General features: G+C 61.7%; 17 protein-coding genes. 11 read left to right on the top strand and 6 right to left on the bottom strand.

The window, feature by feature from the left end; translation table 11 throughout:
* Positions 1–28: 28 nt before the first annotated feature.
* Positions 29–505: a hypothetical protein gene (locus ACRCJM_RS01570; RefSeq protein ID WP_431463540.1), complete on the bottom strand. Its 477-nt coding sequence runs from the start codon at positions 503–505 to the stop codon at positions 29–31.
* A gap of 342 nt (positions 506–847) precedes the next feature.
* On the opposite strand from ACRCJM_RS01570, the gene ACRCJM_RS01565 reads away from it, so the two are divergent.
* Positions 848–1,534 (top strand): GntR family transcriptional regulator, encoded by a 687-nt coding sequence (locus tag ACRCJM_RS01565; protein ID WP_431463539.1) that lies wholly within the window; start codon positions 848–850, stop codon positions 1,532–1,534.
* Positions 1,535–1,612: 78 nt separating this feature from the next.
* On the opposite strand, the gene ACRCJM_RS01560 is transcribed toward ACRCJM_RS01565, so the two are convergent.
* Positions 1,613–2,848 carry an NRAMP family divalent metal transporter gene (locus ACRCJM_RS01560; RefSeq protein WP_431463538.1) on the bottom strand — a complete coding sequence of 412 codons (1,236 nt, stop codon included), beginning with the start codon at positions 2,846–2,848 and terminating at the stop codon, positions 1,613–1,615.
* Positions 2,849–3,035: 187 nt separating this feature from the next.
* Positions 3,036–5,777 carry a choice-of-anchor M domain-containing protein gene (locus ACRCJM_RS01555; protein WP_431463537.1) on the bottom strand — a complete coding sequence of 914 codons (2,742 nt, stop codon included), beginning with the start codon at positions 5,775–5,777 and terminating at the stop codon, positions 3,036–3,038.
* Positions 5,778–5,901: 124 nt separating this feature from the next.
* On the opposite strand from ACRCJM_RS01555, the gene ACRCJM_RS01550 reads away from it, so the two are divergent.
* From ACRCJM_RS01550 to ACRCJM_RS01515, 8 genes are all read left to right on the top strand, one after another.
* On the top strand, positions 5,902–7,998 hold the full coding sequence (locus ACRCJM_RS01550) for a TIGR03773 family transporter-associated surface protein (RefSeq protein WP_431463536.1): 2,097 nt from the start codon (positions 5,902–5,904) through the stop codon (positions 7,996–7,998).
* Between the two features lie 94 nt (positions 7,999–8,092).
* Positions 8,093–9,562 carry an anchored repeat ABC transporter, substrate-binding protein gene (locus ACRCJM_RS01545; protein ID WP_431463535.1) on the top strand — a complete coding sequence of 490 codons (1,470 nt, stop codon included), beginning with the start codon at positions 8,093–8,095 and terminating at the stop codon, positions 9,560–9,562.
* A gap of 13 nt (positions 9,563–9,575) precedes the next feature.
* Positions 9,576–10,616, top strand: a complete 1,041-nt coding sequence (locus ACRCJM_RS01540) for a choice-of-anchor M domain-containing protein (RefSeq protein ID WP_431463534.1) — start codon at positions 9,576–9,578, stop codon at positions 10,614–10,616.
* Positions 10,613–11,392, top strand: a complete 780-nt coding sequence (locus tag ACRCJM_RS01535; RefSeq protein WP_431463533.1) for an anchored repeat-type ABC transporter ATP-binding subunit — start codon at positions 10,613–10,615, stop codon at positions 11,390–11,392. Before ACRCJM_RS01540 ends, ACRCJM_RS01535 begins: the two co-directional genes overlap by 4 nt.
* Entirely contained in the window at positions 11,389–12,252 is an 864-nt protein-coding gene (locus ACRCJM_RS01530) for an anchored repeat-type ABC transporter permease subunit (protein WP_431463532.1), read from the top strand. Before ACRCJM_RS01535 ends, ACRCJM_RS01530 begins: the two co-directional genes overlap by 4 nt.
* A 128-nt stretch (positions 12,253–12,380) precedes the next feature.
* Positions 12,381–12,701, top strand: coding sequence for a putative quinol monooxygenase (locus ACRCJM_RS01525; RefSeq protein ID WP_237206921.1), 321 nt, complete (start codon positions 12,381–12,383; stop codon positions 12,699–12,701).
* 322 nt (positions 12,702–13,023) lie between these two features.
* Positions 13,024–13,845, top strand: coding sequence for an NUDIX hydrolase (locus ACRCJM_RS01520; protein ID WP_237199674.1), 822 nt, complete (start codon positions 13,024–13,026; stop codon positions 13,843–13,845).
* A gap of 38 nt (positions 13,846–13,883) precedes the next feature.
* Entirely contained in the window at positions 13,884–14,705 is an 822-nt protein-coding gene (locus ACRCJM_RS01515; RefSeq protein WP_431463531.1) for a thermonuclease family protein, read from the top strand.
* Positions 14,706–14,802: 97 nt separating this feature from the next.
* Here ACRCJM_RS01515 and ACRCJM_RS01510 read toward each other — a convergent pair whose 3' ends face one another.
* The 3 genes from ACRCJM_RS01510 to ACRCJM_RS01500 all read right to left on the bottom strand — a co-directional run bounded on the left by ACRCJM_RS01510 (position 14,803) and on the right by ACRCJM_RS01500 (position 17,714).
* Positions 14,803–15,780 carry a thermonuclease family protein gene (locus ACRCJM_RS01510; protein ID WP_431463530.1) on the bottom strand — a complete coding sequence of 326 codons (978 nt, stop codon included), beginning with the start codon at positions 15,778–15,780 and terminating at the stop codon, positions 14,803–14,805.
* 162 nt (positions 15,781–15,942) lie between these two features.
* Positions 15,943–16,575 carry a superoxide dismutase gene (locus tag ACRCJM_RS01505; protein ID WP_135012588.1) on the bottom strand — a complete coding sequence of 211 codons (633 nt, stop codon included), beginning with the start codon at positions 16,573–16,575 and terminating at the stop codon, positions 15,943–15,945.
* Between the two features lie 620 nt (positions 16,576–17,195).
* Positions 17,196–17,714: a MarR family winged helix-turn-helix transcriptional regulator gene (locus ACRCJM_RS01500; RefSeq protein ID WP_237199677.1), complete on the bottom strand. Its 519-nt coding sequence runs from the start codon at positions 17,712–17,714 to the stop codon at positions 17,196–17,198.
* 414 nt (positions 17,715–18,128) lie between these two features.
* Here ACRCJM_RS01500 and nhaA (ACRCJM_RS01495) point away from each other — a divergent pair, with 414 nt between their 5' ends.
* Positions 18,129–19,478 (top strand): Na+/H+ antiporter NhaA, encoded by a 1,350-nt coding sequence (gene nhaA, locus ACRCJM_RS01495; protein WP_431463529.1) that lies wholly within the window; start codon positions 18,129–18,131, stop codon positions 19,476–19,478.
* Positions 19,479–19,709: 231 nt separating this feature from the next.
* A complete protein-coding gene (gene nhaA, locus ACRCJM_RS01490) occupies positions 19,710–21,068 on the top strand; it encodes a Na+/H+ antiporter NhaA (protein WP_431463528.1) in 1,359 nt (452 codons plus the stop codon).
* The last annotated feature ends 46 nt before the right edge of the window (positions 21,069–21,114 follow it).

Below are 21,114 nucleotides of genomic sequence, written 5' to 3'. Positions count from 1 at the left end.
GTGGCTACGGCAGGTGGGGGTCATCTTTTTAAAATTCATACACTCGAGCTATGTCGCTAAGATACTTCTCAAAGTAGTGAGCTGTCATATCGCTGTGGGTTCGAGTACGCCGATAAGCCATGCACATAGCATCGGGAGCCCACAACAGTCTCTCATCCTGTGGAGACACCCATGCTGCTCCGACTTCATCGCTTAGAAGCCCTTCCTTTCGAAGGTATTTCAAGAAGCTTCTACCACGGTTATTATCTTTTCGCTCATGTCGGGCTTCAAAAATAAGTCCTCGCAATGAAGGCACTTCAGGAGTGTATTTTTCTACTAGGTTTTTCATGCAACGACGGCGTGCCTGCTCAAGATCATCGTCCGGGCCAAGATTAACATTGCAGGTAATAAAAGAAGGTTCTCGGTTATCAGAGAAATACTTCAGCATCTCTTCAAAAACTCTCTGCCCCTCATACGTTCGCAACGCCTCAGTGCTATGGAAGTAATCTCCATCCACAATATCCATTAGGTCAGTGCGGATTAGGTCCAATTCTGAGGCTCTAAATTGCACCGCTGTCAGCGCATAAAAACTATTCTCATGAAGCGGGTCGCCAGGAGAGGTGTAGGTCTCATCAAAATAAAGGAATTCACTGTCCAGAGCACAGTTATAAAGACGAATAAGGGATGGGTGAAGAGACCGTGATATAGAAACATTCTAATAGGGAAGAGTTTCGTTACAGCGGTATCAGGTTCTAACACCTAACTTCTACAGCATGCAGCTGTCGCCGTGACAAACCCTAGGGAGCAAAATAACAATTTGTATGGGTTCACGCCTAGTTTCGGGAGTCTCCCAACTACACTTGAAACGGTGAACCCCGAGACTACTAACATCGACATCACCCCGTCGTTAGCTGATATCGCCCGTACCCGGCCGAGCCACGCCCAGGCCACCGACTGGGCTGCTGATAGCCTCCGCACCGCCATGGATGCCGGTACCCTAACCCCCGGATCCAAGCTCACCGAAGAGCAGCTGGCTACCGCCCTAGGGGTCTCCCGCAATACATTGCGGGCTGCTTTTACCCTACTTGAAGCCCAGAATCTGGTTGAGCGCATTCCCAACCGGGGTGTTTTTGTGGCTAACCCCGGCCCGGAACAGGTTGCCGATCTATTTATTGAACGCTGGGCAATCCAGGCTGCTGCCCTTGATATAGCACCGGCAGGGTCTATCCCCCAGGCTCACCGTGCCCTGGCTCGGGCTGAAGAGGCACGAGAGCGCGGGTCAGTGACGGGCATGGCTGGCGCTAACCAGGACTTCCACCGGGCCCTGGTCGACCACGCGGGCTCCGCCCGTCTGACTCAGGCTATGTCGCGCATTCTGGCTGAAATGCGCCTGCTCTTCTTTTCTCAGGTCACGGTTCCGGGCTTCCACGCCCCCTACGTTGAGCGCAATGCCCACCTCTTGAATTTGATGGAAACCGGCCAGCGGGAGGCAGCCCGAACCTACCTGCGGAACTACCTGGCAGAGACCCGCAACTACTTCACACAGGAGTTGTAGTAGACGCAAGGATGCTCCCGCCCCGCCTTTCGTACGGGAAGGCGGGGCGGGAGCGTCCTTATTTACCGGGGCCGAAACTTAGCCTGCCCAGAGGGCGGCGATACCGCTGAGGGACTTGTAGCCCAGGTAGATGGTCAGCAGCCAGGAAATCCAGCCGATTACGATAAGCCAGACGGGGTAGCGGTAGCCACCCAGCAGAGTTTTGGCGCGGAAGGTCGCCACGAAGAGAAGCACCGCAAAACCTACCGGCAGGATGAGGCCGTTGACGGCACCTGCCACAATCAGCAGGGTGGCGGGGGCCTTGCCCGCAACGATGAAGACGACGGTTGAGACGACGATGAAGCCGATGGTCAGGGCGTTCTTGACGGTTACGGAAGTCTTAGCGGTGGTTAGGAAGGACACCGAGGTGAAGGCTGCACCGATTACGGATGAGATTGCTGCGCCCCAGAGAATCAGACCGAAGAGGCGGGTTCCGATCTCACCGGCAGCGATGCCGAAGGCCTGACCGGCGATGGACTTATCGGTATCGAGGGCTACGCCGGTAGCGACCACACCCAGAATGGCGAGGAAGAGCAGGAAGCGCATGATACCGGTGATGACGATGCCGGTGACGGATGAGCGGGAGATGTCCTTGACGTACTCGGGGCCGTGGATACCGGCGTCCAGCATGCGGTGGGCACCGGCGTAGGTGATGTAACCGCCCACGGTGCCGCCAACCAGGGTTGTGATGACGGTGAAGTTCACTTCACTGGGAATAACGGTGTTCTTGAGGGCCTCACCGACGGGCGGGTTGGAGACAATCGCGACGTAGAGGGTTGCCAGAATCATGACCGCGCCGAGCACCACGACGATACGGTCCAGGGCAACGCCGGCTCGCTTGGAAAGGAAGACGCCGATGGCGAGGGCAGCAGTGATGATGCCGCCGGTGGTGGCGTCCATGCCGAGCATGGAGTTGAGACCCAGGCCGCCGCCTGCGACGTTACCGACGTTGAAGACGAAGCCACCGAGGGCGACCAGGATAGCGAGGAAGATGCCGAGGCCGGGAAGGACGGAGTTGGCAAGTTCCTGGGCTTTCATGCCGGAGACGCCAATGACGCGCCAGACGTTGAGCTGTACGGCGATGTCGATGATGATCGATACCAGAATCGCGAAGGCGAAGGCTGCGCCCATCTGGTAGGTGAACTGGCCGGTCTGGGTGATGAAGCCGGGGCCGATGGCGCTGGTGGCCATGAGGAAGAGGGAGCCGAGCAGAGCTGTACGGCGCCCCTTGGCGGCCTGGTCTTTGGGGGTGATCAGGGCGTTTGCGTCTGCCATGTCTCTCCTTGGGGGTGCGGGCACGCGACGGGGGGCGTCATAATGCGTGCTAGGTCATAGACATAGATTACACAATTGTTGAACAATCGCAAGAGGAGAGCTCGCGCACGCGCCATCGTAAAAGTGCAACTGCCCGTCACTTAGTGAAGGGCAGTTGCACTTTTAAGGGGGCGGGTTCAGCAGGGGGTTAGCGCTGACGGCGGCGCAGCGTCAGGACGCCCACCCCCAGTGCCAGGGCACCTGCGGCAGCTACACCCAGCACCGACGCGCCGGTTGAGGCCAGGCTTCCACCATTACCCGAGGCCTGCTGGCTCTGACCGGTGCCAGACTGGCCGGTGGCTGCCCCGGCGCCGCCACTTGTGCCGTCATTGCCAGCTGCGCGGACGCCGTCCGCCGACTCCCCTGCCCCCGGCGAGGCGGAGCCAGGCCCACCTACCCCGACGGTCGGCTGATTACCGGGCTGTACGGAAGGCTGATCACTGGGCTGTGCGGAAGACTCCCCTGAGGGCTGCGCCGCGGGCTGGGCAGTCGGCTGCTGGCTGGGCTCAGGGCTGGGGGCGTTCTCAGCTACAGCCAGGCAGTCGTCAATCGCCGCGCCACCTACAGCAAAGACCGCGCGCTGGGTCTCACTGCGGGCCGTGGTTCCATTGGGCAGCGGGGCGCTGTAGTAGACGTCGAAGCCGTAGACCCCGGGGGCGGTAAAGACCCAGTTGGCGTGGGCGTGGGTAGCGAAATCAATGTCGATGGTGGTGTCCTTGGTGGCACCCCCGGCGTGCAGGGTGACGGCCCCAGCGAAGTCCTGCTCGTAGACACCGTAGGCAGCGCCGTCCGGAACCTCAACCGGCACCAGGTGCAGGGTGACCGGCCCGGCAAGCTGGGCGTAGTCAACGTCCTGGGTGTTCCAGCCCGGCCAGAGAATACCGGCCTGCTGGGTCTGCGGCAGGCCGTAGAACTCGCTACCGGCATCGCCCAGGAAGTCCAGCTCGGGGGCCATCATCTGCTCCTGGCGGGCAAAGCGGGTGTTATCGCCCAGACCCAGCACCACGTCATTGAGAGATCGCTCAGCAGCTTCACGGGTGACAGCCCCAGTCTCATCCTTCAGCGCCAGCTTCAGCGCCCCGCCTGCCAGGGAGGCCTTGATATCGACGTGCCCGTCGGTGAGCAGGTAGCGACCTTCAAGCTCAGGAGCCTTGCACTGGCGGGCATCGGGCAGGGGCTGGGCGGGGGCCGTGGGGCTAACGGTCGGTTCCGGCTGCACCGGGGCGGACGGGCTCGGAGCCGGGTTGCTCGGTGACGGTGCGGGTGAGCTGGGCTCGGGACTCGGGGCAGGCTGGCTGGGAGCAAGCACCGGCTCAGTCAGCGCAAGCGAACCCTTGGAGCTATATTCCTGGCCGGGCACATAGTCGCTGGTGACGGTGTGCCGGTCGGTGTGGGCGTCCATGTCGGGGTGGGGGGTGATGTTGAAGATGGCATGGTAGCCCTTGAGCCAGCTGGCTGCGCTCAGGTAGCAGCTGGCGACTCCGTTGTCGATGTGGGCGTAGCAGTTGGCGGCGCCCGAGGCGTCCTCGGCCCGGCGGAACATACCGCCTGAAACGTAGCCGCGCACGGTGGGGTCGGCAAATTTAATCTGCACCAGGTTGTAGCCCTCATGGTCTGAGGGTTTGATGGTGACGGTGTAGTCGCCGCTGGTCAGGGCGTGGTGACCGGTGGGGAGCACGGTGTTGCCGGGGTCAGCGGTGGGGGCGGGCCAGCGTCCTTCACCCGCATCTGAGCGTACGGACGCGCTCCCCCCGGGTGCGTAGGTCAGGGCGGGGGTGACCCACTTGGCGGCTTTGGCACCGGAAGCCGCCGCGGCGCCGTCCGGAATAAAGACGCCCTGAATCTGGGAATCTAGGGAACCCAGCATCTCTGACCAGGTGGCCTTTCCGCCCTCAACGCGCACGTCGGTGAGGAAGTAGCTCTGGTTGTAGAGGGTCAGTGTACCCGAGACGTCGGTGCGCCCGGCATCGAAGGTGATGTCGGTGAGGGAGTCGTCGCCGTCCTTTTCAGGGTTTGCTTTGGGAGCCAGGGTGAGGCTGTAGTTTTCTGCGGCAAGAGAGGTGGTCAGAGCCTTGTTGTAGGTATCAATCAGGGGTGCCTCAGTTGCAACACCAGCGCCGTCCACGGGGCGGTTGCCGCCCACCTGCCAGACGGCGGTGGTGGGCTTAGATTCGATGGTTTGGCCGTCAAGACCGCGGGCGACGGTGCGGTAGGTGACCTCGTAGCGGCCGGGGCGGGAGAAGGTGGTGAAGTTGTGGGTGTGGGCGCCGGGGGTGAGCACGGCCGACTGGAAGTCGGGGTCGGTGGAGCTGAGCATGCGGCGCACGTCGTTGGGGAAGTAGTTGGAGCGGTAGGTGAACATTTCCATGACGCCGGGGCCGTTGACGTTCAGCAGGTCGAGGGTAAAGGTGCCGTCGCGGAAGTTTTCAACGGGGATGTTGGTGTCTGCCCCGAAGCCAATCCAGGCCGGGTTGTGGTTGCCGTAGGGCAGGGAGGGGGCCATGTAGAGCTTGTCGCCGGGCCTGCCCAGGAAGCTAGCATTGGGCGAATCGGGCACGGTGAAGATGTACTGGTTTTTGGCTTCAGCGCGGGCGGAGTAACCCTTGCCTAGCCAGAGAACCGACTGGTCAAAGGGCACGAGGGCGTCATTTTTGTCGCCGTGGGGCATCTTGCCGTAGAGGCTAAAGCCGTTGTTTTCCCAGACGGTTTGCGGGGCGTCGATATGGGCCTGGGTGCCTACGATTTTGCCGTCGTCGGGGCCTGCGGCGGCGGGTAGGGACGAGCCCACTAGGGTGGCGATGGCCAGGGCTGAGAGGGTTAGGGCACGGTAAGGACGCCGGCGGGCAACTGGGCGCAGTGAGGGGGAGGACGCGGGTGCTTGGGTCTGCATTGCGGTCTTTCTAGTGTGTGCGGGGTGGGTGGCGAGAAGCTCACCCATAAGTTGAGAATGATTATCATTAACGATATTCTATGTGTCGAGAAAAGCCAAACAACACACAGCTAGAAAGCACACCATGCACCAGTTCCCCCGCGCCCTCTCGGTCGCAGCCCTTTCCGTGGCCCTGCTTGCAGGCCCCCTAGCAGCCTCACCCGCAGTAGCCGAGCAGGAGCGTCCTACCCCTACCGCCAGCCAGGCAACCTCCACCGCAAGCGAAGAAGCCGCGGCGCGCACCGTCCTCACCGTCGAGCACACCGACGCCCTGGCCATGACTCTAGCCGACGGACAGCTAGACCTCTTCACCTATGCCGACTTACCAGGCGCCCCCCGCACCCGCCTTGACCCCACCCAAACAATCTTCAACCTGCAAGACCGCGCTGACACCAGGGTCAGCGTACCCGCAGGGTTCGATTTTTTGGGTGCCGAGGGGTCAACCATCTGGCTGGCACCCCAGACCCAGGTAGCCGGAGTGCTCTGGCCCGGCTGGAACACCGAGGGGATCCGCCCCGGTGAGCTAGCCGGCGACAAACTGACTCTAGAACTCGTAAAAACCAAGGCCCCCGAGGGTGGTGCGGTCGAGGTCTTCCAGTCCTCCCCCTTTGGCACCGAGCGGGTCTTTAGCTCCCGCGAGAAGCTGCCCGCCCTGCAGCAGCCGGTTGGTTCCCACGTGCACGCCAACTGGGCCTTCACCGCCACCGGCACCTACGAGCTCACCTTCCGCGCCAGCGCCACCCGGGCGGACGGCACCCCCGTCAGCACCGAGCAGACCTACACCTTTGTGGTGGGGCAGCTCCCCGCCGAACTGGGCGGCCCAACCGAGGCAACCCAGCCGACCGCCACCCCCTCCCCCAGCACGGCACCCGAGACACCTTCATCTACTAGCCCCAAACCCAGCGCACCCGCACCGGTAGAGACAACCGAAGCACCGGCGTCCGCACCGGCAGCACCAAGCTACGCTCCCTTCAACCCGGCACCGGCCCCCGGCGGTAGCCAGGAAAGCGCCAGCACCCAGACCAGCCAGCAGCATGCAGCCCCGGCGGCGGGAAGCAGCAACCAGGTTCACCGAGCACCGACCGCCCAGAATCCAGCTCAGCAGCACCCCGCCCAGCAGCACTCAGCGGCAGGCGGTAGCGGGGGCGCCGCGCCCCAGCAGTGCCTGGTCACCGAGGAACTGGTCAAACCTGCCGAGCAGGCTCAGCAGGGTGAGGCAGGTACGGCTAACCGGGCGTCCGCGCGCACCCTGGACAAGCCCGCCTTCACCATCCAAAAGGCCGTCAATACAAGCACCAGCAAAGCCACCAGCGGCCACTTCGACTTCGGGGCGGTGCTGAGCGGCGGCAATCTCTCGGCCCAGGTCAAGGACGACCGCACCTCCCCCGCCACCTGGAAGCAGCCCGGCGCCCTGACCTTTGTGCTGGGTGACGGCGCCAAGACCACCATGCCCGGCGGCATGGGCCATATCGCCCCGGCAGGTGCCGAGGTCTACCTGATTGGGGCAACCCAGCAGGCCACCGTTCCCTGGGTCGGCTGGAACACCCAGAACCCCGAGCTCGTTGCCCAGGCTTCCGGTCCAGCAACCCTCACCCTGACCGACCTACAGGGGCCAGGCAAGCTGTCGGTCTTCCTCTCTGGCAACTTTGGATCCGCCGGAACCACCGTCTTTAACGGGGTGGGCGACTCCTTCTCGGTACCGCTCAATACTCACCAGCACGCCAACTGGGTCTTCACGGCCCCCGGTGCTTACTCCGCAACCCTCACCTGGACGGTGCCGCTCAAGAGCGGCGGGCAGGCAACAGCTAGCGGCACTTTGAATTTTGAGGTGGGCGATATGGCCCAGGCCCAACAGCAGACCCAGAAGCAGGACGCCGGTAGCAGCTCTAGCACCCAGGCCCCCGCAGGCGATGGGCAAGGCTCGGTTGATAGCGCCACTGGCCTGGTCACCCGCCCTGATGGTTCCCAGGTACGCATCGTGGGCAAGACCGCCGACGGGCGTGACTGCACCCTGAGCGAGGATGAGCTCGCCAAGGCCCAGCAGGCCTCCGCCCGGGGCGAGCTGGCCTACACCGGCACCTCTTCTACTGGCGCCCTCGTTGCAGCCGGTACCCTGGCCCTGCTGGCCGGGGCGGGCGTCCTGCTCTTTACCCGCCACCGTTCTGCCCGCCGTGCAGCTTAACCGCCTCGGCAGCTGCCTCCCGCTCCTGCTCACCGCTCTGCTGGCTCTCACCGGCTGTAGCGGCGCAGGGGCCCGGGACCAAGAGGGCTTGCAGGTGGTAGCTTCTACCCCCATTTTGGCCGACCTGGCCTCGGCTGTTGCCGGGGACAGGGCCCAGGTGACCTCGCTGGTTCCCGCCGGGGCTGACCCCCACACCTACGAGCCCTCCCTGCGCGATATTCGCGACGTAGCCTACGCCGATGTAGCCTTCACCAACGGCCTGCTGTTGGAGCAGCAGAAGCTGGTGCGCACGGTCGACGCCAACCTGCCCGAGGGGGCGCTCTCGGTGGCGGTTGCCGAAGAAATTGAGAGCTACGGGGGCAGCCTGATTCCGATTGTTGAGGACGCCTCCCTCGACTCCATCTGGCTGGGCCTGCGCACCTCTGGCGCCCCGCGCGATGCCGACCTGGCCCGCGACGCCTCGGTCACATTCAGGGCCACTGCTGCCAGCGGGCCGGGCCAGCTCGCCGCCTTTATTACCGGCACCTTCGGGTCAGTTGAGAAGGTAGCGGACTCCGGTGCGGACGGCGGCACACAGGCGGGAAACCTGGGGGAAACCGCCCTCCCCCTTCAGGCCCATACCCATCTTTCATGGGCATATACTCAACCGGGTATATACTCCCTGGAGCTTGAAGCCCAGGGCCGCGACGCTGACGGCGCGGCCCTGGACGGCCTCACCGACGTCCGCCCAACCACCGTGCACTTTGCCGTCGGCGTCTCCCCCGACGCCCAGGCACGCGCCCTACAGGAGGCCACCGGCCAGCCCGTCACCGTCCTCGATGCCGGGCATGCCGACCTCACCGCCCAGCTCGACACCGGCCGCCTGGTGATTCGCACCGACTCCGACGGGCAGGTCACCGAACACGACCCCGCCACCACCGTCATTGCGGTACCCTCCCGCACCCTGCAGGAACTCCCCGCCGGGCCCCAGTACCGCTTCCTCGGTAAACCCGGTGACCAGGTCTACCTGCTGGCCCAGGCGGTGCTGGGCAAGCACGTCCACGGCGAAATCGACCCCCACATCTGGCACTCGGTACCCAACGCCATGGCCGCAGCCCAGCTCATACGCGACACCCTCACCGCCGCCGACCCCGCCGGGGCCGCCACCTACCGGGCCAACACCGAAGCCCTGCTCACCGAACTGGCAGACACCGACCGGGAACTCCACCGCATCTACGGCCATCTCCCCGACGCTGCTAAGAACCTGGTCACCACCCACGACGGTTACCGCTACCTGGCCTCAGCCTACGGGCTCACCGTCGCCAGCTACGTCTCCCCCGGCGCGGGCGTAGAACCCAGCATCCAGCAGCGCGAGCGCCTGCGCCGCACCATCGACGACCTGGCCGTGCCCGCCCTCTACACCGAGCGCGGGTCGATGAACAGGACGCCGGTGCTCCAGCAGGTAGGCCAGGAGGCCGGGGTGCGGGTCTGCGAGCTCTACTCCGACTCCCTCGACTCAGCCGCCCCCACCTACTCCCAGATGATGCTGGCTAACGCGCAGACGATTACCGACTGTTCCACCTAACCCAAGGATTTCCATGAAAATCTCTCCCCGATTCACTACCGCCCTGGCCCTGGCAGCCCTGCTGGCGCCGGCGTCCGCGCTGGCCCCCGCAGCCTACGCGGCCGAAGAGAACAAGAGCGCCGAGGAGCGCGCCCTGGAACAGACCCTCTCCCCTGACGAGCCGGTAGTAACCGGCCAGCATGAGATTGCCGCCGGGCACGTGGATATGGGCCCGGCCTTCGTTGAGGGTTCCTGGGAGCTTATGTTCCGCGACGATTCGACTGCCGAGCCGGTCTGGCGCGACCCCGCCGATGTGGTGCTGCGCGGTAACGACACCGCTATGATGCCCGTGCCCGATGACCCTCGCTACTCCTTTGTGCAGGCAGCCGCCGGTGAACAGGTCTATGTGATCCCTCAGACCGAGCTGGCCGGTGTGGTCTGGCCCGGCTGGAACACCCAGAACCCCCAGGTGGTGGAGCGGCTGGGCCGCGGTGTCACCTTCACCCTTGAAGGGGTAGAGGGCCCCGGCGGCTTCTCCATGTACCTGGAAAACGGCACCTTTGGGGCGCCGGAAGTGCTGTGGACCTCCGACAGCACCGACCCCCAGGACATCTTCGTTGAGCCCAACGTACACACCCACGCCAACTGGGTCTTCACCGCCCCCGGCGCCTACTACCTGACCGTGCGCGCCCACGCTGAACTGGCCGACGGCACCGTCGTCAGCGACACCGCCCGCCTGCTCTTCGCCGTCGGCTCGACCGTGAGTAACGAGCAGGTCTTTGCCGAGGCGGACGCCCTCGGTGCAGTTAACGAGGGCAGCGCAGGGGGCGAGAGCCAGGGGGAAGACCAGGACGCGAGCGCCCAGGCGACCGAGGCAACCTCCACCGCTGCGGCAGCTGGCGATTCAAGCACCAGCAGTGAAGCAGAGAACAGCGACTCAACCCTACCGATTGGCCTCATGGCCGGTGGTGGCGCGCTACTTCTGGCCCTCACCGTCGGTGGTGTTCTCCTAGCCCGTCGCTCCGCAGCCGCTAAGGCTGAAGCCTTCGAGCAGTCCACCGGGGGCCGCGCATGACCACCGCCTCTCCTGCCCCCGTGCGAGAAACCGGCGCAGCGGCGTCCGCCCCCACCGTCACCATCACCGACCTGCACGCAGGCTACCCGGGGCGGCCCGTCCTCACCGGCCTCAACCTAACCCTGCACCCCGGCGAATTCGTCGGGCTGATCGGGGCAAACGGCGCAGGCAAAACCACCCTGTTGCGCTCCCTGCTCGGGCTTGTACCTACCAGTAAAGGGCGTATCAATATTCTCGGCGAGCCGCCCCTCAAAGCCCGCGCCCACATTGGCTACGTACCTCAAAAGCACCTCTTCCAGTGGGACTTCCCTATCACCGTTGAAAACGCCGTCATGAGCGGGCGCACCCGCACCATCGGCTGGTTCCGCCGACCCCGCCGCGCCGACTGGCAGGCGGTCTACTCCGCCCTCGACAAGGCAGAGCTGACCGACCTCAAAGACCGCCCCGTGGGCGAACTCTCCGGCGGGCAAAAGCAGCGGGTCCTGCTAGCCCGCGCCCTGGCGTCCGCACCCAAGCTCCTGCTTCTCGACGAACCCTTCACCGGCGTGGACGCCCCCACCCAGGACTCCCTCAACCGCCTCTACCGGGCACTAACCGCCGAGGGGATGACCATTCTGATGTCCACCCACGACATGATCGCCGCCCGCACCTGGTGCACCCGCATCGTCGGGGTGCGCGGCCACCTCGCCGTGGACGCCCCCGCCCAGCAGCACAGCATCGAAGAACTCTACGCCTTCCTGCACGGCCAGCACGAAGGGTGTGAGAGAGCCCTATGATTACTCCCTACGAATTTATCCAAGACCTTTTCAACCCCAACCTGGCTTTCCTGGCGCGAGCGCTGGCGGCGGTCGTCCTTGCCTCCCTGATTACCGGGCTCGTGGGCTGCCATGTGGTCATGCGTGGCATGGTCTTCATCGGCGATGCTGTTGCCCACTCGGTCTTCCCAGGCCTAGCGGTAGCCTTTGTGGTGGGCGGGTCGCTGGTAGTGGGTGGCCTGGTGGCAGGCGTCATCACCGCTATTCTGGTGGCGATTTTTAGCCAGAACCAGAAGCTCAAAGAGGACTCGGTCATCGGTATTTTCTTTGCCGGGTCTTTCGCCCTGGGTATCACCATCATTTCCCTGGCCCCAGGGTACTCGGGGTCGGTGCAGGACTTTTTGTTCGGTTCCATCGTGGGTATTTCGGGGGCGGACGTCGCCCAGGCAGCGGCCATTGCTGCTGTGCTGGCGCTTGTGTTGGGGCTCTTCCATAAAGAGATTGTGGCGGTATCACTCGATAAGGAGAGCGCCAAAGCTGCGGGTCTGCCGGTGCTAGCCCTGGATATTTTGCTCTACGTGGTGGTTACCGTGTCTGTTGTGATCTCCCTTCAAACCCTGGGCAATGTGCTGGTGCTGGCCCTGCTGGTGGTTCCGGCAGCGAGCGCCCGTCTACTCTGCTCTACCCTGGGGCGCATGATGGTCTTTGCACCGGCCTTCGGGGCGGTGACGTCCACCGTGGGCCTCTACCTGTCCTGGGCCTTTAACCTGCCCACCGGCGGCGTCATCGTGCTGACCATGATTGCCGGGTTCCTGCTCTGCTGGGCGGTCAGTCGGGTACTTCACGGCCGCTTCCCCCTGAAAAGTGCAACTTCCCGTTAAAAAGTGACAGGCATGTGCACTTTTCGAAGGGCATCTTCGTTACAGGAAGTTGGTCTCTGCCTTGCTTTTGCTTCTTTACCTCGGAAAGATAGTAAGTGAACTGTTATCAATCGAGTGAAGGAACACCCGTGATTTTCATTGTTGTGAAATACCAGGTTAAGGACGGCGACCGCGAGGGCTTTTTGGCTGCTACCCGCGAGTTCACCGAGGCTACCCGCGCTGAGCCGGGCAATAAGTGGTTCGAGTGGTCACTGAGCGTTGAGGACCCTAACGAGGTTGTTCTGGTTGAGGCTTTTGAGGACGACGCCGCGGCAGCTCACGTGGAGTCAGACCACTTTGCTAAGGGGCTGGAGGCCATGAAGCCTTGGCTGACCGAAACTCCCAAGATTATTTCTCGCACGATCGACGGCAACGACTGGGATGAGATGGGAGAGCTGAAAATTTCGTAGCTTGCGAAGAAATTTTCAGCTCGACCGAAGGGATGAGCCAGAATTTCCGCGAAGCGAAATAGCAATTCTGGCGAATCGGCGGAGCCTGCGGAGCCGCAGGCATTAGCCGAATCAGCCGAGCTTGCGAGGCTGGAAAATTTCGTAGCTTGCTCCGCACCCGGACGCCGGTGGGCAGGTAGCTGCCTGCTGGCGTCCTTGTTTTTGTCCCCGGGCTTGCACCCGGGGTGTTGGGCTGGGGTTATCTCTTGACCGATTGACTAGAATGGGTGTAGAGGTCGCCGTGGGGCGTCCTGATTTTTACTGCCTACGACCGGGGAGCCATATGACTTTGCCGAATGCCGCCCAGGCCCACCACGATGAGCATCTTGATGCTGACCATACGTCGGTTTCGCTTGCTGTTTCTACCGTGATTTTGGCTCTGCGCCGCAAGGAGGGCGAGTCTCACCATTCGCTGTGGCTGCCGCTGGTGCGTCGCTTGCGTGAGCCCTATAAGGGCCAGTGGGCTCTGCCGGGTGGCCCTCTCCAGCCCGATATGTCGCTTGAAGAGGCAGCTGGTTATACCCTTCAGCGGGCGACCGGCCTGGTGCCGGGGTATCTTGAGCAGCTCTATGCTTTTGGCGATGTGCACCGCACCCCGGATTACAAGATTATGCGTGAGGGTGGCTCTCTGCCTGTTCCTGCTGAGGAAGATAAGCATGAGCGGGTGGTGTCGGTGATTTACTGGGCGTCGATCCCCCAAACCGAGGTGAACCGTACCCGCGTGCACGAGAATATCCGCTGGTTCCCCATCGACGAGCTCCCTATCCTGGCCTTTGACCACAACGAAATCGTTGAGTACGCCCTCTACCGCCTGCAGAATAAGGTGGAGTACTCCCGTATCGCCCACTCCTTCTTGGGTGAGGAGTTCACGCTCGCCCAGCTGCGTGAGGTCTACGAGGCGATTTTGGGTCGGGCACTTGACCCGGCAAACTTCCGCCGCCAGATTGCGGCGTCCAAGTCTATTATTGATACAGGTAAGCGTGTTGAGGGCACCCGCCACCGCCCGCCGCGCCTTTACCGCTACAACCACTCGCGCGCCTTTGCGGACCAGGGCCCTCTGGGCATGTACCGCGAGGCCGCCTATCATGCCGAACAGGGGAAATAAAATTTATGAAGCGCCTAGCGCCCTTAGTAGCAGTCACTGTGCTCGCTTTATCTGCATGCGGCTCATCCACAGAAGCAACCCCTGAAGCGAACCCCACCATTACATACACCGATGGCATGACCGCCACTGTAGTTTCCGTGGAGTCCGCTAACACATTTACCGCCAATATCGATGGAGTTGAGAAAGAAGTTCGGTTAATCAACACCGCGGCTCCTTCGAGCAATGGCGTTGCTTTATCAAGCACTTGTCTCATCGATGAGTCCAAGGCTCTTCTTTCGGAGAAGCTGCCCGAGGGTAGCCAGGTGACTCTGAATTTTGATGAGTCCCAGCGCGGTGCAACCGGCTATGTTGAGGCTGCGGTGTATGCGGGTGATGCTTTTATCAACCGTGATATGGCGCGTGCCGGCATGGTAGCGACTACTTTTACTGCCGCCACAGATGAATTCTACGGCGAGATCTCTCAGGCCCAGCAGGACGCCGCCAACGAAGGTATCGGCCTATACTCCAAAGACATTGAGTGCACGATTCCCGCACAAATTCAAGCACAAAAAACAGCTGTAGAAGATGCTAAAAGCTGGGAAGTAGACACGTCAGCCGAAGCACCGGTAGAACAGAGGCAACGTGAAGCTGAACGCCAGACCATCTACCAAAATGCCTCTGCCCTCTACAGGGATTTAGAAGACCAGACTAAAGCCCCTGCTCAGTGGGTGGGGTCAATTGTGACCCTAGATGCTGTAAACACACAGCTGAATGAACTTCGCTCGCTCCTGGGCGATGATTTCTACCCTGAAAACGGTACTAGCGTGAATCAGCAGAAGAAGGCTGAGGCCGAGGCTACTCCGGTACGCCCGGGTTCCTAGACAACGCTTGAACGTAGCGGACGCCGCCCCTCACCCTCTGTGCCTGTAGGCAGGAGGGTGAGGGGCGGCGTCCTTGTGTTTGGTTTGGTGGGTGAATTTAGGGGGCTGAAGTGGAGCTTTCCGGGTCTTCGGGGTGGGGTGTATCGCCCGGGTGGGTGTTGTCCGGGTTGGCTGAGGTGGGTTCGGGAGCTGGCGGCTGGCTAGCTTCGGCCGGGGGTTCGCCCTTAGCGTCCTTTTCTGCTTTTTCGCGTTCTAGTCTTTCTCGTTCGGCTTCTTCTGCCAGGTTGTAGACGATGCGTTTGCTGTCGCGGGCGCGGACGAGGGCGTCGCGCAGGGTTTTGACGGACTGGGTTTGGGCGACGGTTGAGAGCAGGGGTAGGTCGCTAGCAGTTTCGTATTCTTCTAGGCGGCGGGTGAGAGAGTCGGCGGCTTCTAGGGGCTCCTTGAGATCCATTCCCTGAGCGTTATTTATACTGGTGAGGGTTGAATTGAGACGGGCAGGGAGGGTGCAGTCAATGGTTCGGCTGTAGATACCTGCCTGCTGCTGGTCGGCCTGGTCTTGGGCTGCACTGATGGTGTCGTAAAGGGTAGAGCCACCTTCGGGAATAGCCACGCCGAACCCTGCCCGGGCCATTTCGGTATTGAGCATGCGCCCGTCGGGGAGGGTGACTGCGGCTTTGACGGTGATGGTGGGGCTTACGGACGGGTCGGGCTGGCTGGTTTCGCCCATCCCGAGGGCCTCGTCGTAGGTGAGGGTGACGGGTGAGCCGATGGGAACGAGCTTGGCCAGGTAGTCAGCGGCTTCGGGGGCCAGGCAGCGCATGTCTTCGTTTTCGTGTTTAGCCTGCGGGGTGACGAGGCCAAGTAGGTCCACGGTGATGGTGGTGCCGTCGCGCTCTATGCTGAGGGTGTCGGCGTCGATCACGCGCAGGACGCGGGCTACCGAAGTTTCATCTGTCGCGCTGGGGGTGGCGGTGCTGACCGGTTCGGCGTCACTGCCGAAGAGGCCGCAGCCGGTAAGGGTGAGCATGCCAGCGGCCAGGGCGGCAGGTGTGAAAATGCGGGCAGGGCGCATGGGTCTACTCCTTTGTGTTGCTCACCATACTAGGTGCCCCAGCGCTTGAGCTGCCAGTATTACGGGGCCGGTGCGGCCCTTAAAAGCCGGGTGCCGGCGTCCTTCTCTCATTGGAGCGGACGCCGGCACCGGCTTTTTACCTGCACACGGGGTGCGAGGGGTTTAGGCCTCGGGAATGATGAGGCCCTTGGTCTGGGAGACGGCGCGGTCGAAGCGGGCTGCGACGTCTTCCCAGTTGACGATGTTCCAGAAGGCCTTGACGTAGTCGCCCTTGACGTTCTGGTAGTCGAGGTAGAAGGCGTGCTCCCACATGTCGAGCTGCAGGACGGGAATCAGGGCGACGGAGATGTTGCCCTGCTGATCGTAGAGCTGCTCGATGACGAGGCGCTTGCCGACAGTGTCCCAGGCCAGAATAGCCCAGCCTGAGCCCTGGATGGTGAGGGCTACGTTCTCGAAGTGGGCGCGGAAGCCGTCGAAGGAGCCGAAGTCGTTGTCGATTGCTGCTGCCAGTTCACCGACGGGCTTGTCGCCGCCCTCGGGTGAGAGGTTCTTCCAGAAGATGGAGTGGTTGGTGTGGCCGCCCAGGTTGAAGGCGAGGTCCTTGGAGAGCTTGCCGATGTTGGCGAAGTCGCCCTTTTCGCGGGCTTCTTCCATCTTCTCAAGAGCGGTGTTAGCGCCGCCGACGTAGGTGGCGTGGTGCTTGGAGTGGTGCAGCTCCATGATGCGGGCTGAGATGTGGGGCTCGAGGGCTGCGTAGTCGTAGTCGAGTTCAGGCAGAACGTACTTTTCTGACATGGTCATTCCTTTCGTTGAAGGCCCTTCTTTGGGTCTTTCTGGGTTTAACTCTACACACTGGAGCGCGCGGGGTCACGGGAGGTTACTTGATAAGTCCCCTTGTTTAGCCCTGGGCAAAACGGCTGAAAGGGGGCAGGCGGACGCCCGGGGTAGGTTCTCCACAGTTTTCCACTTAAGAGCGGGGAAAGTTATCCACAGGTGGGGATAAAACTGGGGATATTCGAATTACACGGCTGGGAGTTTCGAAGATGTTCGAGAAAATAGTGCAGAGGATAGGGCAAGCAGGGGCGTAGCCTTTCGAAAATACACCGGTGTTGTTCGAAAATCACACCGGTGTCACTTATCCACGGGTGTGGATAAGCACTGTGGAAAACATACTTTTTAGGCACTTCAACTCGGTGATGAGCGCACTTTTGAGCGTTTTTACCCACAGGGCTGGCGGTTTTTCCACCTTTTAAGTGGATATTGTTCACAGACTTATCCACAGGTGGGGATAAAAGGTGCCCCGGCCGCCTAAACAGGCTGACCGGGGCACCTTTTTATAGATAATCCAGATTTAAAGCTGTGGATAAGAACTGTGCATAGACATAGCGGGAACCACCACCAGAGGTTTAAATCGCCTAGTCGAGAGAGGCTACATTCGAGACGTTAATGACCGTGCTGGGCTTGTCCCCCAGGACTGATTCACCGATTTTGGCGAGGGACTTCACCTGGCGGGCATTAAGCTGATCAAAGATAATGCGGCGAACAGCCTCGACGTGGCCGGGGGCAGCCTCCTGCACCTTAGCCAGACCACCGGGCAGCAGGTGGCAGATGGAGACACGGCGGTCTTTTTCCCAGGTGCTGCGCTCAACAAAGTTATCTTTCTCCAGGCGGGTTACCACCCGTGACAGTCGAGGCAGCAGGGTGTTGGTCTGCCGAGCCAGGTCGGTCATGGTGAGTTTGTGCTGGGGAGATTCTGAGAGCATAGCGAGCACCATGTACTCAACGAAGCTGAGGCCCGAATCCTTCTGCAACTGGCTTTCAAGTTGGCCGGGCAGGTTAAACATGATGGAGGAGATAAAGAGCCAGCCTTCGCGCTCTTCTTCAGTCAGCCAGCGGGTGGCATCGGTAGCGGCTGCGGGGGTTTCTTCGCTCATGGTTCCTCTGGTCGGTGCAATGGGGAGGACTGGGGGTTGTCTATACCTAGTCTAAGTTTCTTTCGAAAGGGTTTCTGCTTCTGGTGCACCCGTGTTGGCGCGTTTTGCGAAAAATATCGATTATTTAGGGCTAGTTTTTGCCTCCAGGTCTCGGTAGGTACCCCTCAAGCCGTCCTCTTGCTAGCATGGCTCGCTCCCAAAACTTGTTCCCGTTATCTAATTCCCCTCCTCACCTCGCATTTGATAAGCTAGATTACTAAGGTGTGCCGGGAAGACTGGTCGGCCCGCCCAACTCACCACCGCCCCACCTGAAGGCAGGCACCCGCGGCGCTACAGGCGTCCGCCCCGGTAACCCTTCAGAAGCGGCCGGTGAGTAGGCGGTTTATCGTTACTCATCGACCTCAAAGAGCGTTTATGTCATCAGAAAACACCGTCCTATCGCGCGGCTCCTACAAGGAATCCCAGCGCATTTCAGAGATCCTCTCCAAGGAATCCACCGGCGGCATCATCCTGCTGGTTGCCACCGTCCTCGCCCTCATCTTTGCTAACTCAGCGGCCGCCGAGCACTACTTCGGCCTGCGCGACACCTACCTGGGCGCAGACTTCTGGGGCCTGCACCTTAAACTCTCCATCGGTCACTGGGCAGCCGACGGCCTGCTAGCGGTCTTCTTCTTCCTCGTCGGCCTGGAACTCAAAAAAGAATTCGTCGAGGGCGACCTGCGCAACCCCGGTAAGGCTCTGGTGCCCATCGTGGCAGCAGCAGGTGGCGTTGCCCTGCCCGCCATCATCTACGCACTGGTCAACCTCAACAGCAGCTCTGAGGCCCTCGGGGGCTGGGCTATTCCCGCAGCAACCGACATCGCCTTCGCGGTGGCCGTCCTCGCCGTCATTGGATCCCACCTGCCCTCTGCCCTGCGTACCTTCCTGCTCACCCTGGCCGTGGTCGATGACCTGATCGCCATCACCATCATCGCCCTCTTCTACACCTCAGACCTGAAGATCGGTTTCCTTGCCCTCTCGATCATTCCCATTGCCCTCTACGCCCTGGTAGCGCGCAAGGGTGAGAAGCTCTTCCACCTATCCCCGGCCGCGTCCTGGTTTATCCTGCTGCCCATCGGTTTTGTGGTCTGGGTACTCTTCCTGAACTCGGGTATTCACGCCACCATCGCGGGCGTCATTCTGGCCTTCATGATTCCCGTGCGCAAGAACAAGCGCACCGAAGCAGCGGACGCCCACCACGGCCTGGCCGAGGTCATGGAGCACCGCGTGCGCCCCTTCTCCGCAGGTTTCTGCGTCCCCGTCTTCGCCTTCTTCTCAGCGGGCGTCGCTATCGGCGGCTTCCAGGGCTTCATTGACGCGGTCACCGAGCCTATTGCTTACGGCATCATTCTGGCCCTGATTTTCGGCAAGATGATTGGTATTACTGCTTCCACCTGGCTGGTCACCCGCCTGCGCCATGCCAACCTGGACCCCGATATCAAGTGGATTGACGTTATTGGTGTGGCAACCCTGGCCGGTATCGGCTTCACCGTCTCCCTGCTAATTGCCGAGCTCTCCTTCGGCCTGGGCTCCGACTACAACGACGCCGCTAAGGTCGCGATTCTGACCGCCTCGGTCACCGCCGCCCTGCTCGGTGCCATCATCCTGTCGATCCGCAACAAGCACTACAAGCAGGTTGCGCTCAAGGAGACTGTGGACGAAAACCAGGACGGCATCCCCGACGTCTTCACCGACAATACGGACGCACCCCGCCCCGGCGCCTAGCGTCCGTTCCCCACTACCTCAAGGGGACCTTATTTCCTCAAAGGGACCGCATAGTATGCGGTCCCTTTTGGGTTGTGCGGTCCCCTTGTGTGCGGGGCAGGTGCGCGGAGGCTTTTCAAACGGGGCGGACGCCGGGGTGCAGTTCTGCATCTCAGATTCCGGCATTAGCTGGGCTAAAGGAGCATAATGGAACCTGAAGCAAGCGAAGATACACCTGACCTAAGGAGAGGCATGACTGAAGCGCCTCACAAGGACCCGCTCTTTTCCCGCGGATCGTACGCCGAGACCAGCCGCGTCTCAGAGATTATGCGCAAGGAATCGGTGGGTGGTTTTATTCTGCTCGCCGCCACCGTGCTCGCCGTTATTCTGGCTAACTCCCAGGCAGCACATTTCTACGAGAGTGTGCGCGATACCGAGCTGGGCTTGAGCATTCCAGGCTTCAGCCACCTGATGATGAACGTGCACCTGTGGGCCGCTGACGGCCTGCTCACGGTCTTCTTCTTCCTCACCGGCCTAGAACTCAAAAAAGAGTTCGTGGTGGGCGACCTGCGCGACCCGGGTAAAGCCGTCGTCCCCATCGCGGCGGCCTTCGGCGGCGCCATGACGCCGGCTATCATCTATTTCGCCATCAACCACGGCAATGAGACCGCTGTGCACGGCTGGGCTATTCCCGCTGCCACCGATATCGCTTTCGCGGTGGCCGTCCTGGCCGGTGTGGGTACCTTCCTGCCCGCAGCCCTGCGCACCTTCCTACTGACCCTGGCTGTGGTCGATGACCTGATTGCCATCGTCATTATCGCCCTCTTCTACACCAGCAACTTCCACGCCTGGTACCTGATTATCTCCATCATTCCCATCGGGCTATATTTCTGGCTGACTCACAAGCATGAGAAGTTCTTCCACGAGAAAAAGTGGGCGGCCTGGGTCATCTTGCTACCCCTGGGGCTCATCACCTGGGCTCTCTTCCTAGAGTCAGGCATTCACGCCACCATTGCAGGCGTCATTCTGGGCTTCTGCGTCCCCGTCCGCATGACCGCCCAGGCCAAGCAAGCCGATGCTCACGCCTCCCTGGCCGAGACCCTGGAGCACCGCCTGCGTCCGCTCTCCACCGGCATCTGCGTACCCCTCTTCGCCTTCTTCTCCGCCGGTGTAGCAGTCGGTGGCTGGGACGGCCTGCGCACCGCCCTTACCGACTCCGTTGCTATCGGCATCATGGTTGGCCTGGTACTGGGCAAGACCGTCGGCATTACCGGCACCACCTGGCTCATCACCCGATTCCGCGGCGTGAACCTAGACTCCGATATCAAGTGGATTGATGTGATCGGCCTAGCCGTCACCGGCGGTATCGGCTTCACCGTTTCTATGCTGGTCGCCGAGCTCTCCTTCGAGTCAGGCTCCCTGCACACCGAGGACGCCAAGATCGGCATTATGATCGGCTCGGTTATCGCAGCGGTCTTAGGCGCAACGATTCTGTCGATTCGCAACAAGCACTACAAGCAGATTGCACTCAAGGAAAGCATCGACGAGAACGAGGACGGCATCCCCGACGTCTTCACCGACAATACGGACGCACCCCGCCCCGGCGCCTAGCGTCCGCCCCATCTCACAGGGTAGGTACCATCTAACTCAGAAAAAC

The sequence above is a fragment of the Rothia sp. L_38 genome, assembly GCF_050689125.1.
Lineage (GTDB): Bacteria > Actinomycetota > Actinomycetes > Actinomycetales > Micrococcaceae > Rothia.
The sequence above is the reverse complement of the archived record's forward strand: the minus strand, read 5'-3'. Positions and strand labels throughout refer to the sequence as shown.

What these genes read in the sequence shown, in the direction of transcription:
- ACRCJM_RS01570 (WP_431463540.1), bottom strand. Translation starts at nt 505, where the DNA reads ATGGATATTGTGGATGGAGATTACTTCCATAGCACTGAGGCGTTGCGA.
- ACRCJM_RS01560 (WP_431463538.1), bottom strand. Translation starts at nt 2,848, where the DNA reads ATGGCAGACGCAAACGCCCTGATCACCCCCAAAGACCAGGCCGCCAAG.
- ACRCJM_RS01555 (WP_431463537.1), bottom strand. Translation starts at nt 5,777, where the DNA reads ATGCAGACCCAAGCACCCGCGTCCTCCCCCTCACTGCGCCCAGTTGCC.
- ACRCJM_RS01550 (WP_431463536.1), top strand. Translation starts at nt 5,902, where the DNA reads ATGCACCAGTTCCCCCGCGCCCTCTCGGTCGCAGCCCTTTCCGTGGCC.
- ACRCJM_RS01540 (WP_431463534.1), top strand. Translation starts at nt 9,576, where the DNA reads ATGAAAATCTCTCCCCGATTCACTACCGCCCTGGCCCTGGCAGCCCTG.
- ACRCJM_RS01535 (WP_431463533.1), top strand. Translation starts at nt 10,613, where the DNA reads ATGACCACCGCCTCTCCTGCCCCCGTGCGAGAAACCGGCGCAGCGGCG.
- ACRCJM_RS01530 (WP_431463532.1), top strand. Translation starts at nt 11,389, where the DNA reads ATGATTACTCCCTACGAATTTATCCAAGACCTTTTCAACCCCAACCTG.
- ACRCJM_RS01520 (WP_237199674.1), top strand. Translation starts at nt 13,024, where the DNA reads ATGACTTTGCCGAATGCCGCCCAGGCCCACCACGATGAGCATCTTGAT.
- ACRCJM_RS01510 (WP_431463530.1), bottom strand. Translation starts at nt 15,780, where the DNA reads ATGCGCCCTGCCCGCATTTTCACACCTGCCGCCCTGGCCGCTGGCATG.
- ACRCJM_RS01505 (WP_135012588.1), bottom strand. Translation starts at nt 16,575, where the DNA reads ATGTCAGAAAAGTACGTTCTGCCTGAACTCGACTACGACTACGCAGCC.
- ACRCJM_RS01500 (WP_237199677.1), bottom strand. Translation starts at nt 17,714, where the DNA reads ATGAGCGAAGAAACCCCCGCAGCCGCTACCGATGCCACCCGCTGGCTG.
- nhaA (WP_431463529.1), top strand. Translation starts at nt 18,129, where the DNA reads ATGTCATCAGAAAACACCGTCCTATCGCGCGGCTCCTACAAGGAATCC.
- nhaA (WP_431463528.1), top strand. Translation starts at nt 19,710, where the DNA reads ATGACTGAAGCGCCTCACAAGGACCCGCTCTTTTCCCGCGGATCGTAC.